Genomic DNA, 16624 nt, shown 5'->3' with positions numbered 1-16624 from the left:
CTGAGGCACGGATTTGGTATCGCCATCGGTATCCTATCTCTTCTGCTATGACGGTCCTGAAAATGGCCTGGCGTAATCTCCTCAAGGAGCGCCGGTCTGCCTTCCTGAACCTCGCCGGTCTTGCGGCGGGGCTGACCTGTACCCTGTTGATCTACCTCTGGATACGGGACGAAATGAAGATGGGGCGCGTCCATCCCGAGGGCGTATACCAGCTCATGGCCAACTATCCGCAGGAAGACGGCATCCGGACGATCGCCAATACGCCCGGTCCGCTGGCGGACGCCATCTCCGCCGAACTACCTGAGGTACAAGCTACTGCAACTGTTCTCCAGGCTTCCTGGTTTCCGGGAAGGGGTGTTCTCTTTTCGAAAGACAGAGCGCTGAAAGTCCGCGGTCAGTTTGCCGGACCCGGCTATTTCTCGGTGTTTGATTGCCCGTTTGTGGCAGGAGACCGCCTGTCTTTTCTCCGGAACAAAGAAACGCTGGCCGTATCGGAAGACGTTGCCGTGCGGCTGTTCGGTTCCGCCGCCGCGGCAGTCGGGAAAACCGTACGCTGGGAGCTCGGAGAATTTTCCGGTCCGTATACCATCGGCGGCGTTTTCCGGACGCCCACCCGCTACGAAACGGAGCCGTTCGACGTCATGGCGTCTTTTGCCCTCTTTGTTGAGAAACGACCCGGAATGAAGGAATGGACGAACAGCGATCCGGGTACGTTTGTACGCCTGCGCCCGGGGGCCGACGAGGCCGCTTTCAACCGAAAAATAAAGTACTTCATTACCGCCCACGCTCCGAATGTCAAAACCGAACTGGTGCCGTTGCTCTACGCGGATAAATACCTGTTCGGCACGTTTGAAAACGGCGTTGTCACGGGCGGGCGCGTCGGGTATGTCCGGCTGTTTGCGCTGATCGGCGCGTTTATCCTGCTCATCGCCTGTGTCAACTTCACCAACCTGAGTACGGCGCGGTCGATGACCCGGGCCAAAGAAGTAGCCGTCAAAAAGACGCTCGGCGCCGCCAGGAGTACGTTGATTGCCCATTTTCTGGCAGAATCCATTCTTCTGGCGTTTCTGGCTTTGGGCATCGCGATTCTGACGGTGGAACTACTCCTGCCGGCTTTCAATACCTTTTCCGGCAAAACCCTCGCGCTGAATTTTGACATACCCCAGCTGGCTGTGATCATCGGAGTGACTTTACTGACCGGCCTCCTCGCCGGCAGCTATCCCGCCGTATACCTGTCCGGTTTTCAGCCCGTCGGCGCGCTGAAGGGCTCGCTGAAAGCCTCCTCCACCGAAGCCGGTGTCCGGAAAGGGCTGGTGGTAACGCAGGTGGCGCTGTCTGCTATGTTTATCGTTTCTTCCCTCGTCATCTACCGGCAATTAAGCCTGATCCGCCACCGGGATCTGGGCTATAACCGGGATCACCTCGTTCATTTTGAGATACCCATGGAGATGGATTCGGTCAGTCTTGGCCGCGCGGAGTCTTTTCTGGGGGAATTGCGGACCCTCCCCGGCATCGCCGATGTCTCGAGCTATTACCATACCCTGACCGGTCAGCACGGAAACATTTCCGACTTCACCTGGCCCGGAAAACCGGCCGGAAAAACCATCGATTTTGCCAATCTGGAAGTCGGGTACCGGTTTCTGGAAACCACCGGCATGAAGCTGAAAGAAGGCCGGTCGTTTTCCTATACGCCGAATTCGACCCGGGAAATTGTCTTCAACGAAACGGCGATCCGCCAGATGGGACTGAAAGATCCGGTCGGAAAAACAATACGCTTCTGGGGACAGGACCGGGTCATTGTCGGTGTCGTCCGGGATTTCCATTTCGAGTCCCTTTACCAGCCCGTCAAGCCCTGCTTCTTCCAGGTATACCCGGCGATGCCGAATGCCCTTGTGCGGCTCCGGGCTGGAGCTGAGCAGGAGACATTGGCGCAGATTCAGGCCCGGTACCAGCAGTTTTACCGTACGGCGCCGTTTGAAGCGACGTTTCTCGACGAAAACTATCAGGCCCAATATGCCGCCGAAATGCGCATAGGTACCCTCTCCTTCTGGTTTTCGGCGCTGGCGATCCTGATTACCTGTCTCGGGTTATTCGGGCTGGCTGCTTTTACGGCGCAGCGCCGCAAGAAAGAAATCGGTATCCGGAAAGTGATTGGCGCGTCCGTCATAAGCGTGACCCTGCTTCTCGCCGGCGATTTCCTGCGGCTCAGTCTGCTGGCGCTCGTGCTGGCGTTTCCGCTGACGGCCTGGGCGCTTCATCAATGGCTCAGTGATTTCGCCTACCGGGTCGACCTCGCGCCCGATCTCTTTGTGCTGGCGGGTGGTATTGTCGTCGTTCTGACGCTGCTCACTGTGGGTTACCAATCTGTCTCGGCGGCGCTCGCCAATCCCGTCAAAAGCCTCAAATCCGAATGACTATGTTTCGTAACTACCTCAAAATCGCATTTCGCCAGCTGCTGAGGCAGAAAATGTACTCGTTCATCAATATTGCCGGGCTGGCCTCCGGAATGGCGGTAGCACTGCTGATCGGCCTCTGGATCGTGGATGAGTTTACGTTTGATTCGGTCCACGCGCATCGGGATCGGCTGGGGCAGGTCTGGCAGTTTGTAAATTTTACGGGGGAAAAGGCCTCTTACGGTGTCACGCCTCAGCCGCTGGCGGAAGAATTACGCAGCAAATACCCTGAGTTTCAGTCTGTCAGTCTTTCGAAAGGATCGGAATTTATTCTGGCGGACGGCGACCGGAAGTTCCGCGAATCCGGGAATTTCGTTGAAGCTCCTTTTCCCGATATGGTATCGCTGCGGATGCTCTCCGGGACAAAAGATGCGTTGAAAGATCCCCGCTCTGTCCTGCTGTCAAAGTCCGTCGCAACGGAAATCTTCGGCGAAGCGAGCCCGCTCAATCAGGTACTGAAGCTGGATAATAAGGAAGCCGTCCGGGTCGCGGGCGTCTATGCGGATTTTCCACTCAGCAGTTCCTTTCACGACGTACGCGTGCTTGCGCCCTGGAACCTGCTGGTAGCGACCCAGCGCTGGGTCAGGGACTCGCAGCAGGAATGGGACAACAACTCCTTTCAGGTGTATGTCCAGCTTCGGGAAGGCGCTGATTTTGAATCAGTTTCTGCCAAAATCAGCGATACCCGGATGAAGAAGAAAGACCCGCCGGCGTACAAGCCGGAGTTTTTCGTCCATCCCATGCGTAAGTGGCATTTGTACAACGATTTTGAAAACGGCGTGAACGTCGGCGGTTTGATTGAATTTGTGCGCCTGTTTGGGCTGATCGGTCTGTTTATCCTGCTCCTGGCCTGTATCAACTTCATGAACCTGAGTACGGCACGGAGCGAGAAACGCGCCCGGGAAGTAGGCATCCGCAAGGCGATCGGCTCGGCGCGGTCGAAGCTCATTGCGCAGTTTTTCAGCGAATCGCTCGTAGTCGTCGTCCTTTCCTTCACGCTCTCGCTCATTGTTGCAGAATTACTGATGCCGTTTTTCAACAACGTCGCCGGTAAGCAACTCACCATGCCCTGGGGCGAGCCGCTGTTCTGGCTTTGCTCATTCGTGTTTTGCGGGTTGACGGGCTTCATCGCCGGTAGTTATCCGGCCTTCTACCTGTCGTCTTTCCAGCCGGTGAAAGTACTCAAGGGGACTTTCAGGGCCGGGCGGTTTGCCGCGGTACCCCGGCAGGCGCTGGTTGTGTTTCAGTTTGCGGTTTCGATTACGCTGCTCATCGGTACGCTGGTGGTTTTCAAGCAGATCCAGTATGCGAAAGACCGGCCGGTCGGGTACAGCAAGGAAGGGTTGCTCGAGATCAATGCGTTGCTTCCGGAGGTATTCTCTCATTACGACGCGCTTCGGGATGAATTGCTGCATACCGGCGCCATACGGGATGTCTCGGCGTCAAGGGGATCGCTTACGCTGCAGGACGGCGGGACTACTGATGTCTCCTGGAAAGGCAAAAGCGCCGACGGCAAACCCCTCCTGATGGGCAACTACATATCCCATGATTTCGGGCGGACAATCGGCTGGGAAGTACTCCGCGGCCGGGATTTCAGCCGCCGCATGGCAACTGATTCGGCGGGCCTGATCATCAACGAGGCAGCAGCGAAACTGATGGGTTTCCGGAATCCGGTCGGAGAAACGGTACGCTGGAACGGGCAGGTATTCCAGGTCATCGGCGTCGTCCGGAATATGGTGAAGGAAAACCCGTTTGCGCCGGTGAATCCCTCCGGGTTTATGCTCAATTACAAGGCGGTTACCGTCATGCACGTCCGCCTGGCGCCGGACAAAGCTGTCCGCGAGGCGCTGGCGAAAGTTGAACCGGTATTCCGGAAATACAATCCGGAAAGTCTGTTTTCCTACCGGTTCGTGGATGAGGAATATGGCCGGAAGTTTGCCGTTGAAGAGCGTGTCGGAAAACTGGCCGGTTTCTTTGCCATTCTGACGGTCATTATCTCTTCCCTCGGGCTGTTCGGACTGGCCTCGTTTGTCGCCGAGCAGCGGGTAAAGGAAATAGGCGTCCGGAAGGTACTCGGCGCTTCTGTCGCCCAGCTGTGGGGATTATTATCGAAGGATTTTGTCCGCCTGGTGCTGATTTCCTGCCTGATTTCCATTCCGGTTACGGCATACCTGATGAACGAATGGCTGACGCGCTATTCGTATCGCACGACGCTGTCCTGGTGGATGTTCGGAGCAGCCGGGCTATCGGCTATCGGTATCGCACTCGGAACCGTAAGCTATCAAACCATACGCGCCGCGCTGGTGAATCCGGTGAAGAGTTTAAAGAGCGAATAAGAAAAAAATCCCCGGCTGCAACCGGGGATTTTTTATTGCGATACCGTCACTTCTTCTTCTTTTTCAACGCCGCCTGTTCGGCGTCCTGCGCCATCCGGAAGCGGACAATGGTTCGGATTAACGCCTCCGGAAGGGGCTGATCAACCGGAAATTGAATCGCACCTTTGGACGTTTTGAAACCGGCCAGTTCTTCCCTGAATTTTTCGATCGGATACGGCGTAGGATAAAAGCCGATGTGGTTTTTATACCCGGCATACCAGACGAGTACCTTATGCTGGCGGAAGCCGGGCATGTTGTAGCTGATTACCTGGCTGGCGTCGGGGACAGTATCGGCAATAATCCGGCGTATTTCGTCGAGTTGTTTGCGGATATAGTCGGGAAAGGAAGCGTTGTATTCGTCGACCGACTCAAACTTATTCGAGGCATCCATGGGGTAAAGGTTTCGGGTAAGTTACGCGGTTTAACGCAACCAATGTACCAGCGCAGTTACAAATTCTGTTTGCTGATCGAGAAACGGCGCGTGCGCACACCGATCCAGGTACCGGATGTGCGCCGAGCCGGTGACGCGCCGCACCGCTTCTACCTGCGCGGGAGAATACAGACCATCGTCCTTGCCGTAAATCGCGTACAGACCTATTCCGCGGGCTTTCAATTTGGGCAGCAGGGGCAGGTTATCGATTGTGGAATAATGCTCGTGTTCGTGGAAAGCTTTACTGGCAACGCTATTCCGGCGGGATTGCAACCCCTGATAGGTAGTATCTCCCTGTAGTTGGGCATACAGGCGCTGCGCTTCTTCCGTGCGGTTCGGGACGTCGAAAAAACCGTTGCGGCTGGCGTGCTGGAAACAGGCAGAGCGGAAGTCATAGCTACTCCGGTCCGACGTTTCAAGGGCTTTCAGTTGTGCCAGTGAAGCCGTATCGTTCCGGGCTTCGTACTGCTTCCGCGAAGAAGAAATAATGGTGGAATACGTATCCTGCAACGTCACCAGTGCGCCGATCAGCACGATGTTCTGCACGCGTTGGGGGTAGTTCTCCGCATATCGGACGGCCAGTAACCCGCCGAAACTCGCGCCGAGTAATGTGACTTTCCCGATTCGGTTTGTTTTGAGTATCTGGTTGAGATCGTCAAAGGTTTGCTGGAAGGTATAGGCGGCGTCCGGATCAACGGAGCGCCCTTCACCGCGGCGGTCATATACGAGTACGTAAAACCCTTTGTCGGCCAGTCGTTGTGCCGTCGTTGCTTCGAACGAAAGCGCATTATTACCGGGCCCTCCGTGCAAGAAAATCAGGGGTTTATGATGCGGGGTGCCGTAAGTTTTGAGGTAGAGGGATTGGGCGTTTGATGCCGGGATAATAAAAAAAAGGAAGAGTAAACAGAAGGAAATACGCATGGTAGGAAGGATTCTTTTCCCGAAGATACGTACTGCCCAAACCGGTTAGTAAAAAGAATATAATTAATGAGCGAACGGCATTTTTCGTCTGGTATACTTTCCATTCCAATTCCGGCAGGCTTCCCGGCCGTTGCCTTCGACAACCATACTCACACAAAGGAAATCAATTGATTTCCAATAAAATACCATCTGTAAAACAAGAAAATACACCTTTATTAAAACCGAAAACTGAGCTTTTAAAACGAAAAATTAATTCGCCTATAGTGTTAAAAATAAGATTATACAAACCTGAAACAAATAATAATTTCGTCATTTAAATCCAGAACACAGACACTTATATTTGCCGGCTCAATCCCGAATCCACACATAGCTTGTCCGATGCGAAAAAATTTACTCTTCTGTTGCCTGATGGCAGCTACCCCTCTTTTTGCTCAACGTGTTGATCTGGACCGGTTCCGTGTAGATGTCACTTACCAGCAGCTTCCGCGTGAGCCGGTCTCTCCTGACAAACGAACGTATGAAACAGAAGTTAAAATCGGGAATCGTCTGACTCCGAGTATTACCGAAAGTACGGTTCGCGATGCTATTCACCTGGATGGATGGAAAAGAGTTTCCGATTCTCCTACCGTTCGCGCTTCTCTCAACCTGGAAGACGTCACCGAAAAAGAAGCGCGATTGGAATCAAGAACAGAAAGCAGCAAAGACAAAGACGGGCGGTCTGTCAGCACGACCTACTACACGATGGTCGTTACCTATCTTGTATCCGGCCAGTTGAGTATTTCTGGTCCCCGTTCGCCTGAACCCGTGTCTGCCCGCGACCAGGAAGAACAGCGCAAAAAAGAAGAGGCAGTCAGTACGAACCGTTTTTTGAAGAATGCAACAATCAGCAAACCGGCTGACGCTCCCTCCGGACCGGTCGTTCAGCGATTGTCCGAAACCTTAACGGTCCGTACAGAAGAAAGTACTGACTCCCGCCGTGTTTCCAAGTATTTCGAAGACAACCGGAAAGCGATGCTCCAAACACAAGTAAGGGAGTTTACAAACCGCTCGCTGACACGGATCAATGGTCTTCTCAACCGCACCTACGGATACGTACCTGTCAAAGAGTCTGAATCGCTTTGGATTCTCGATGCTAAAAACGACGAAGGCGCCGCACAAATTGAAGCTATTCAGGCTGTTAAGGCCATCTTTTCTGAGATGCGCGCCGATCAGTCAATCGAGAATATCAAAGCCAATCTTCAGCCGTTGATCGCCTATTTTGAATCGCTTAAGACGAAGTATACCGCGCCCGATAAAGCCGGTCGTAAAATGCGCTATTCGGCATTTTACAACCTGGCCAAGATCTACCTTCTGACCGATCAGCCGGAAAAAGCAATTCAGGAAGCCGAAGGATTAATTGCCAATGACTATGACACCGGAGACGGGAAAAGCCTGAAGCGCGCCGCTGAAGAATTACTCGCTGATTTCCAGCGTGCTCAAACCCGTTCCCGTCATCAGCCTACCCTTCTTTAATTCCCCTTTTATGAAAAAAATCCTGGCACTTGCGGGTGCACTTGTATTCTCATATCCTGTTTTTTCTCAGGACAATACGCAAAAACTGGACCTCCGTGGTCCGGTGACGCCTGCCAACCCGGAATATGCGGCGTACAAAAGCTATCATGTTACGATGGTATTACATCCCAACGTGGAAAGCAGTATAAAATCTCAGAAAGGCGTCTATTCGCCGACGGATATCGAAGGTCTTCTGAACATTCCCGGCTTGAAGAAAGCAGAGAAGGGAGATTTTGAAATCCGATATACAGTAACCCGGTTCGAATTATTGGAGGGAGATAACGTAGATAAGACCTTCGACCGGTCGCCGTGCTATTATGTTGGCATCGAATCGAACATGGAGGTACTCGACAAAGCCGGTAAGCCAATTTACAAACGCTATGCTACGCCGAAAGTTGTCAAGTATGTTGTGCCTGTCGGTTCCGGATTTCAGAAGCTGGCAGGATTTGTTCTCGAAACAAATTTTGATGCACTCAGCGCCGAGTTTAACGCTACCTATCTTTACGGGCCCACTTTTCCAAAACTGCAATTTGCCCGGGTTGAGAAGTCAAAATCATCCAAATCCGGCTTCAATGAAAAGGAATTTAATCAGTCTGTAGCGGTTTTCCCGGCAGTCGCGGATGTGGATCGAGCCAACTGGCCCGAATTGTTCGGAGAAGCTCAGAAGTATTGGAAAGGGCTGACAGAATTTACGGATGCCGGCGATGCGTATCTTCAAAAGCGGGTTCGGTTCGCTTCCCTGTATAACCTGGCTACCTCCTACCTGCTGACGGGTCAGGAAAAAGAAGCAGAGAAACTGCTGCCCGCTATTCGTGAAGCCGAACCCCGCTCTATTCTCGGCCGGTCCTATTCTCCGGAGCTGGAGAACATGCTTCGCGCTGTTACCGTTTACCGGAAGACATCTGAAAACCTTACGAAGGTAGATCCTATCGCCGCTGAACCGGTGCTGCCTTCCTATAAAAAGCTGGAGACGGCATTCCGTTTCGCAGAGTTCGACGGCGAAGTGACGGACGAAGACAACAAGACTTATTCCGGTAAAATCCGGGTTCTCAGTGATTCGCCCGAACTCCTTGATTTGCGCGGTCAATCGGCTGCCAATTCGGGTAACATTACACTGGGATCCCTATTTAACAACACGGATGTAGAAAATCCGACGGTATTCGTATACGTCGCTGACAAGAAGAAGCCCGTCCGTCTTTCCCTTAAAAATATCAAGTCTGTAAAAGAGTCCGATGGTCATGCATATCTCGTCGGAAAGATTGGCCGGGGCGGCGATTTATTTGATGCCTCCGGAGCTACGAACGCGAAACGGTATGCGTTGCTCGATCAATTGGAAACAACAGGCGGCCTGACACTCTTTCGGGAATTTTATCCCCAGGAAGATTTTGTTTTGAAACGGAACGGCCAGGATACCTTTTATACGCCTCCTGTTTTTACAGGACGACGTACATCGCTCACAACTTTTTTTAATACATGTCCGGCTATTCTGAAAAATGTCGGTTCAGGACAGTACGATTCTTCAGACTTGTCAACCTACCGGCAACTACTTGTCGACTATTCCAAATCCTGCAAATAGTTGGCCCAAAAAGACCCGCCCCGTATACGGAGCGGGTCTTTTTTTAAACTACTCTGAAGGTACTTTACTTAGAAGATCTCCACTCCTTCATACGACCGCCCCTTCGGATCAGGCCCATACCCGTTCTCTCCCGGCTCTCCGTCCTTGAAAATCAGGTAAAGAAAGTAAAGGGGAATGAGCTGATACCAACCGCTGCTTCCCACATCATGGCAACGCTTGCAGGATTGACTCCACAAAAAAGGAAAAACAGGCAGAAGAAATGTATAAATGACAATCGTTCCCTTCGAGCTTTCGACGGGTATGTCCATGAAATAGCAGGCTACGCCAGCCACAATACTGAGGGAGAAAACTGCGGTGTAAAAGAGGATCAGACTAATGGCGTACTCTTTCCGGTGAATACGTCCTTCAAAAGAATAAGGTCTTTTAAACATGGGGACAATGAATAGAGGTCAATTCATTAATTCAGGTTTATATTAAGGAACATACCAGAAATACAACCCGCATTCCGCGAAAGTTACTTATTTTTCCAGACTTGGTTTCTGTTTCGAAATAAGTACTAAAAAAAAGCCGGAACAGTACATATTCCGGCCTTTTCACTATTTACCTGTCTTTCAGAGATTATTGGTATTTATTCCGTTCACATTGGCGTTGATATTGTATTTAACTCCCGTCACTTTCCGCATGTTGTTTCCGAGAATCATCAGGTAGTCGGATATGCCCGTCAGGTTCTCAATTTTTATCCCGTTCGCGACGCCGCCTCCTGCAATGTTTTCGATTATCTGGTTGTCGAGATTCGACGTAGGAGATGAGATTGTAGTCTGCAAAATCGCCCAATTGCTGATACTTTCGAAATTATTACCGGAAATACGCATGTACTTCGTCGCCTGCGACAACTCAATCCCCGTTGGCATGTTTGAAAACCGGTTGCGAAGCAAATCAAATACCAGCGAATCACCCGCCATATTGGCATGACCGATACCTGCTGTGGTTAAGCCGGAGAAGACATTATCCGAAATTTTGGAATGGTATAATGACTCCCAAATGGCCAGTACGCCGTGCGTCATCTGGCCTGTGCCCAGAAACCGGCAATTCTGTATCACCAGGTTATCTGTCTTCTTATTGTAACCGGACCAGGAAACTCCGGCTCCCGGGAAATCGGTAAAGAGGCATCCATTCAATTCCATGTTCTTTATTCCGGTTGCCTGAAAAATAATGCCGGCCCCAAACCTGCAAAGGTCGAATCTTACATTTGCGGATGTGCTCATCCTCACGGGTGAGGCAAAGACAACATTAGAAAAAAGCTTGGGCGTCGTGGAGCCTGAGCCATCGTAATAAAAAACCTCCGTTTTTCCCGGAGTCAGAAAAGCGCTGTTCCGGATCGTAATCGTAGTCGGGTGATTGGCCAGCGTCAGCGCATAGTCCGCACGTGTGGAATTGGTAATCGTGACATGATCGAGCTCCACCGAAGTACTTCCTCCGGCCGTCCATCCGAGGTAACAGGAGTCTGCCGAAAAGCCGGATACTTCTACTTTTCCGCTTGCATTGCCGACGGCGATGGCTGCCAGCAAACCATAGTTGGCGCCATAGGCGGAAGCAGGATTAAAGTACGTCTGGTCGTTACCGCATCGCTTGGCGATACCGTTTACAACCCGGACGCTTTGCGCATCCTCGACGTCGAGCCAATCGAGCGCGGATTTTTCGCCGTAGCAGTTTTCAAAGAGAATGGCATAGGGTTTCTGGGGCATATTCCCGCCCGCTGTATAGCAATGCCTGCCGACTGTTGAAACACGGCAGTTTCGAACCACAACATCGTGAACAGTAGCAGAATCCGCATCATAATCCGCTACTTCTATACCGTCTCCTTTGTAGTTACCACCTGCTGCGATATGATCGACCCGGCAACGTTCGACGGTAATCCATGCACATTCGCCCCCGATACTGACGAGCAGAATCCCTACTCCACCGGTAGTATTGTCGTTCGTAGGACTTGATGGGTTAACCGTCCCCATATTGGTAATCCATACATCCGAAATGACCGAATAGCGGCAATTCGTCAACCGGATTCCTTCGGTCAACTTCTTCCCGTTCCCATCAATCTTCAGTTGGTGAATACCGATATTGGTCCTTCCGTCTGCCATAACCCCGGAAGAATCATCGTGCTGCAGAGAAAGAATACTGTTCCATCCTGCGCCCAGGAGTTTTTGATTGTCTTTCGGACGAAGCGGGCCACTGATGTTATACGTTCCCGGAGGGAAATACAAAGAGGCGCCGGTTGCGATAGCAACCCGAATCGCCTGGGTGTCATCCGTTGAGCCATCTCCTGTCGCTCCGTAATCTTTTACAGATCGGAATTCATCCAGTTTAAAAGCAACATTTCTCGCCTGCGCTCCTGAACCGCCGGCGGTGAAATTGAAAACGGAAGGGGTCGATTCAACAAAGCTCGGGTTTTGTGCCCGGAGATCGGAAACACTCAAACCCACGAGGATGTGCGCAATGACAGCAATGCGAAAGAATAAAGTAGAGGTAGACATGGGAGATATTTGGTTGGAGAAACAAAAAATAGCACTGCCAATTTGCGAAGAATGCAAACAATTCTATAAGCATATAGTATTATTTTTTAACAAAAAAAGGCCTGCTTCGGAACGATCCGAAGCAGGCCTTCCCTTGAATCTGTATTTATCAGCGCGTCACCAATACCCGCTCTGACAATACCCCCTTCTCTGTCTTCAGTGAAACGATCACCGTACCCGATACAGACGGAGCGAGTTTAACGTCAACCGTTTGTTCCCCCTCGCCCGTTACCGCGCGCTGGTAGACGACGCGGCCGGTCAGATCCGTGACGCCCAGGTCTCCCTTCCGTCCCGGTGCCAGGAAGAAGCGGACCCGGAATTCACCGGCATTCGGATTGGACGAAACAGCCAGTCGGGATTCGGGTTGGGTGATTTCTTCGGCTGAAACGCGGCCACCGCCCGGGCATGCCACCTGCGTACGGAACCACTTGAAGTTTCCGTAGATGTAAGCGTCGGATTTCGAAACCAGGCGGATGTCGTTGACAGAAGCCGATGCGTCGCCGTCGCCCCAGTTGCCCAGCGGACTGCCGAATGCCACGTTTCCATTCGCCTTGTGCTTGTAAATCACACATCCTGCGCAGTTGGTGGTTACGGATGACGATGCTTCCTCTTCCCACAACTGATAATCAGCGCCGGAATACGGCTGCAATACCACCTGATCGCCGATATTGCTCTGCCCGCCAGACACGCCTAAAACCGAGTTGGCATCCGATGCACGCGAAATCTTCTTGTATGCGCCAACCGATTCAACGCGCCATATCTGCGAAGAAGACGAGGTGTTGAAGTCCTGAATCTTGACCACTCCCTGCCCGTTGACCTCCATCGCTTGTTTCGTGACCCCGCTGGTATAGTGGTAGTTGGCGAGTTCGAAGTAGTAGCAGGTGCCGGATCCGGATGAAGCTGCCGCCTGGGAAACGGTGTAGGGCTGCGCCGCGACATTGTCGGCATTGATCATCATGGTTACCGACCGGCTGCTGGTCGTCGTATTCGGCTGTACGGTTACCGTGATGGTTCCGATACCGCTGCCGCTGGTATTTGAGAACGAAGACCAGGCTGCCGGAGTACCCGTCATCCACCAGTTGGTATTGCTGTTGACAGATATATAATACGTACCGCCCGACGCAGGTACGGAAAGCGGGTAAGGCGTTACGTTCACATACCAGCTTATAGTACCGGGCTTGGTATAAGAAAATGGCTTTTCATAGACACTGGAGCTGTTTCCGGTACAACTTACCGGAACGACGCGAAGCGTGTAATTGCCGGAGTTGACAGACGCAGGGATGGAAAATGTTTCGGTAGGCCCACCTGGTTCCAGTTCCGCCGAGGCCTTCTCCGTTGTCCCGTCCAGCAATGTCCATCTCACTTTGAAGGCATTACAGGAATGGAACGTAAACTGACCTGACATCTGTCCCGATACCTGACTGGCAGAAAGAAGTGAAAATCCGCAATTGCATTCGGAAAGACCGGTCGGTCCCTCTGTCACCTGGGTATTCAGGGCGGGAGCAGAATTACCGAAAAAGTTTCGGTTGTTATAGGAAGACAGTTGAGTCAGGGCCGTGAACCATTTGTCCGCCGCCTGACATTGACCACAATTTGTGCCGGAAAGTGCGCTGGTACTGAAGTGCGTAGGCTCACCGCCGCCACTTCTGCGAGCCGAACCAAGAATCTCGTCGGTATACGGACCCTTGAAGCGAGAGCTTACTGTATCCGCTCCATTTCGTGCTGATTTCCGGGGATCTCCGTAATCTTTGAGTACCGTCCCGCCCGCGTCGGTGTGGCCAATGACACGCTGCTGCGCTGCAACAATGCCTCCCGGATCTGAAATTCCCGAATTCATCGATGCCTGCGCAATGACCCACGCAAAACCAGTCCAACCCATATCCGAACGGCTCTTGACAATCAGATCTGCCAGATTCTGGTCATAACCTAAAATGCCTGTTTGCTGCATAACCCCCCCGGCATTTTGGGTGTTGTCTCTTTCACCCTGCTGCCACAATACTCCGCGAAGGCCCACTTTCCCCCGGACGTCAGTGATAACCGATTTGAAGTTCTTGTAAGGTTGTCCTGTTTGTGAAAACTGTACTGATTGGCCTTCATATGCACTTTTGCGCCAGTCGGCAACGCTCGAATTGCTCCACGCTGTCTGATAAAATGCTACCGGAACCTGAAGATTCTGAGCCAGTTTAGTACCCAATCGGCACCAGAACCATGGAAAATACTTATCGTTATTTTTCGGATCTCCGTCTTCGAAGTCAGTCTTTGTATTATTAAAATGTACAAACTTCACATTTCCGTAACCCAGGCTTTTGTCGAAGCCGTCATGTACATACCCGGCAGCATTTGACTGACCCGCAATGACCAGTACTTCTCCCACTCCGAAATCTACTTCTTTCTGTGTCCCGTTGATGATTGCCTCCATCCGGTACATACCGCCTTTAATATCCAGCTGATAGGTAACTACCGTATTTGAGCCCAGCCCCTGAAACGGGCTGGAGCCGAAGTTCAATGCACCGTCACCCGCCAATGAAGCCGAACCCGGTCTGGGATCTATATAGCTCCCTCCAAGAGAATACGTAGACCCATCGGAACCGGTTATTGCATACTGCTTAAAACGGACTTTCACGGTCGTGACAGCAGATCCGGCAGATACAACAAATTTCACCGTTGCTTTGCCGGAAGCATCTCGTTGAAACACCTTGTTAATAGGTTGTTGGGCGCCGCTACCTGTCGGAATGGTACTCGGCCAGTTTATTTCCTGACTTATACTGTCAAAAGACGTCAGCAAAAAAAAGACAAAAAATATACGATTAATCAGCAATGACATATGCTTAATACCAGACATACGCGAGTTATTTATAGTGAAAAGTTGTGTGCCGAAAGGTCTGACAAATAAAACCACCGGTACAGAAAAAAAAGGCCAATACACACCGGATTCAGACGAAAATTGTCCAAATCATCAGAGAAAGAAGACGAGCAGGTTGGGCGGATGCAGACTACGCTGCGAAAGAAGTAGTACTTGATTTCATTCAGGGTTGGTTACGGTCGTTCATAAATCAACATGATTCGGCCGAAGGCGGTTGGCTTGTCCGTTTAATTGAAGGCAGCAATATGCAGGTTAACTTCTAATAATAAAATAGAATTATTCAATTTATTTTCCCCTTTTCAGAGAAGAGTATTATGTTTGATTTTCCAGCTATTTCAACGCAATATACCCGGCAAACCGCAGTCTGCCGGGTATAACACGAAGTGAATATTTACCTGTTTCTATTTCGCCACTAAAACGCGATGGGAAAGCATTTTTCCATCCGATTTCAACGAAACCACAACGATACCGCTGACCGTTGGCGCCAGCTTTATATCGACGGTTTGTTCTCCTTCTCCTTTCACCGCACGACCGTATAGTTGCCGGCCGGAAAGATCCGTTACACCCAGGTCAGCGGTTTTGCCCGGCGCCAGGAAAAATCCCACCTTAAACTCCCCGGCATTTGGATTAGCGGAGATCCGGAGCCGCTGTTCCGGCCGTACCGCTTCTTCGGCCGCCATGCGGGCGCCGCTCGTAGGGCAAGTGACCGACGACAATACCCATTTGTTTCCGCCGTAGGTCGTTGCATCCGAATAAGAAACCAGGCGAATGTCCTGAATCGTGGTATCACTCCAACCCCGGCCCCAATCCTCCGGGCTGCCAAATGCTACCCCTCCTCCGCCTTTCCGTTTGAATATCACGCAACCCGTGCAACCGCTTACACTTTCCTGCTGCCAGAGCTGGTGGTCGCCGCCTGTGTAGCTTTGCAACACGACCTGGCTTCCGGTCGACGAGCCGCCGCCTGCAACACCGAGTACACTGTTCGAATTCGAAGCCCGGGCGATCTTTTTATAGCCGCCAATGTCTTCAACCTGCCAGATTTGCTTCGGCGCAGATACGTTCGCCGGGTTGACCTTTACGATTCCACTATTGGTCAGATCCAGCCGCTGAGGTTCTATTCCGACAAATCCGCCGACGTCGAACCGGTAGCAGTTGGTCCCGACCTGCGTGATCGGAATCGTAATAGAGGAAGCGCCTGAGGCGGTGAGTGTCAGTGTTCCGGACCGGGCTGCACCCCAGGTATTTGCCGTCACGGAAACGGTAAAAGAGCCATTTCCACTGCCGCTGCCCCCACTGACAGACGCCCAGGAAGGAATAGATCCGCTGGCTACCGCCCAGCTCGTTGTACTGGTGATGGCGAAATAGGCGCTTCCGCTCGACGCCGAAAACGTATACGCACCGGGGGATACGCTGATCGCTCCCGGCGGCACAGGCGGCGTATAGTTAAAGTAAATTTCATATACACTGGAGCTCGTACCCTCGCAGTTCAGCGGCGTCGCTTTTAGCTTATAAGTACCTGAGCCGGCGCCGGCTGGCATGTCGAAAATGATGGTCGCACTGGTGGGCTTTACGACTTTATTGATCTGCATCGTCGACCCCAGCCATAATTCCATCCGGAGCGAATCGACGCTGCAGGAATTAAAGACAAACTCGCCCCGTGTTTCGCCCGATCGCTGGTTAACAGATACAAGGGTATACCCGCAGGTGCACGTAACGAGCGGCTTGATCTGAACGGTTTTGGACGGGCGTTTAGCCGGAGATTCCCTGGCATACAAGGGCGTTGCAATCAATAATGCCATTGCTATCAAAGGCAGCAGCCTTCTGAGAAAGCAGGTAGAAACATCCATATTAAAATAAGGTTTAGCGTGAGGTATAAAGAAGGACA

The 16624-nt window shown here is 51.9% G+C and carries 10 protein-coding genes; 4 read left to right on the top strand and 6 right to left on the bottom strand.

Annotation, left to right across the window (positions count from 1 at the left end):
* The first annotated feature begins 47 nt into the window (after nucleotides 1–47).
* Together BLR09_RS24300 and BLR09_RS24295 are read left to right on the top strand one after the other, a co-directional pair.
* The gene (locus BLR09_RS24300) at nucleotides 48–2414 is read left to right on the top strand and encodes an ABC transporter permease (RefSeq protein ID WP_093208892.1); all 2367 of its coding nucleotides are present in this window, start codon (nucleotides 48–50) and stop codon (nucleotides 2412–2414) included.
* Nucleotides 2411–4789: an ABC transporter permease gene (locus BLR09_RS24295; protein ID WP_245690011.1), complete on the top strand. Its 2379-nt coding sequence runs from the start codon at nucleotides 2411–2413 to the stop codon at nucleotides 4787–4789. Before BLR09_RS24300 ends, BLR09_RS24295 begins: the two co-directional genes overlap by 4 nt.
* Before the next feature lie 46 nt (nucleotides 4790–4835).
* Here BLR09_RS24295 and BLR09_RS24290 read toward each other — a convergent pair whose 3' ends face one another.
* Both BLR09_RS24290 and BLR09_RS24285 read right to left on the bottom strand, forming a co-directional pair.
* Nucleotides 4836–5219: an iron chaperone gene (locus BLR09_RS24290; protein WP_093208887.1), complete on the bottom strand. Its 384-nt coding sequence runs from the start codon at nucleotides 5217–5219 to the stop codon at nucleotides 4836–4838.
* Between the two features lie 30 nt (nucleotides 5220–5249).
* Entirely contained in the window at nucleotides 5250–6179 is a 930-nt protein-coding gene (locus BLR09_RS24285; RefSeq protein WP_093208884.1) for an alpha/beta fold hydrolase, read from the bottom strand.
* A gap of 408 nt (nucleotides 6180–6587) precedes the next feature.
* On the opposite strand from BLR09_RS24285, the gene BLR09_RS24280 reads away from it, so the two are divergent.
* Together BLR09_RS24280 and BLR09_RS24275 are read left to right on the top strand one after the other, a co-directional pair.
* The gene (locus BLR09_RS24280; protein WP_093208882.1) at nucleotides 6588–7691 is read left to right on the top strand and encodes a hypothetical protein; all 1104 of its coding nucleotides are present in this window, start codon (nucleotides 6588–6590) and stop codon (nucleotides 7689–7691) included.
* Between the two features lie 10 nt (nucleotides 7692–7701).
* On the top strand, nucleotides 7702–9306 hold the full coding sequence (locus BLR09_RS24275; protein ID WP_093208879.1) for a hypothetical protein: 1605 nt from the start codon (nucleotides 7702–7704) through the stop codon (nucleotides 9304–9306).
* A gap of 68 nt (nucleotides 9307–9374) precedes the next feature.
* On the opposite strand, the gene BLR09_RS24270 is transcribed toward BLR09_RS24275, so the two are convergent.
* The 4 genes from BLR09_RS24270 to BLR09_RS24255 form a co-directional block, all read right to left on the bottom strand.
* On the bottom strand, nucleotides 9375–9737 hold the full coding sequence (locus tag BLR09_RS24270; RefSeq protein WP_093208877.1) for a DUF805 domain-containing protein: 363 nt from the start codon (nucleotides 9735–9737) through the stop codon (nucleotides 9375–9377).
* 180 nt (nucleotides 9738–9917) lie between these two features.
* Entirely contained in the window at nucleotides 9918–11837 is a 1920-nt protein-coding gene (locus tag BLR09_RS24265; protein ID WP_093208874.1) for a glycosyl hydrolase family 28-related protein, read from the bottom strand.
* Nucleotides 11838–11985: 148 nt separating this feature from the next.
* Nucleotides 11986–14499: a sialate O-acetylesterase gene (locus BLR09_RS24260; protein WP_218126712.1), complete on the bottom strand. Its 2514-nt coding sequence runs from the start codon at nucleotides 14497–14499 to the stop codon at nucleotides 11986–11988.
* 641 nt (nucleotides 14500–15140) lie between these two features.
* Nucleotides 15141–16538, bottom strand: a complete 1398-nt coding sequence (locus tag BLR09_RS24255) for a BACON domain-containing protein (RefSeq protein ID WP_176785660.1) — start codon at nucleotides 16536–16538, stop codon at nucleotides 15141–15143.
* Between the last annotated feature and the right edge of the window lie 86 nt (nucleotides 16539–16624).

This window comes from Siphonobacter aquaeclarae, from assembly GCF_900103285.1.
Taxonomy (GTDB): Bacteria; Bacteroidota; Bacteroidia; order Cytophagales; family Spirosomataceae; genus Siphonobacter; species Siphonobacter aquaeclarae.
The sequence above is the reverse complement of the archived record's forward strand: the minus strand, read 5'-3'. Positions and strand labels throughout refer to the sequence as shown.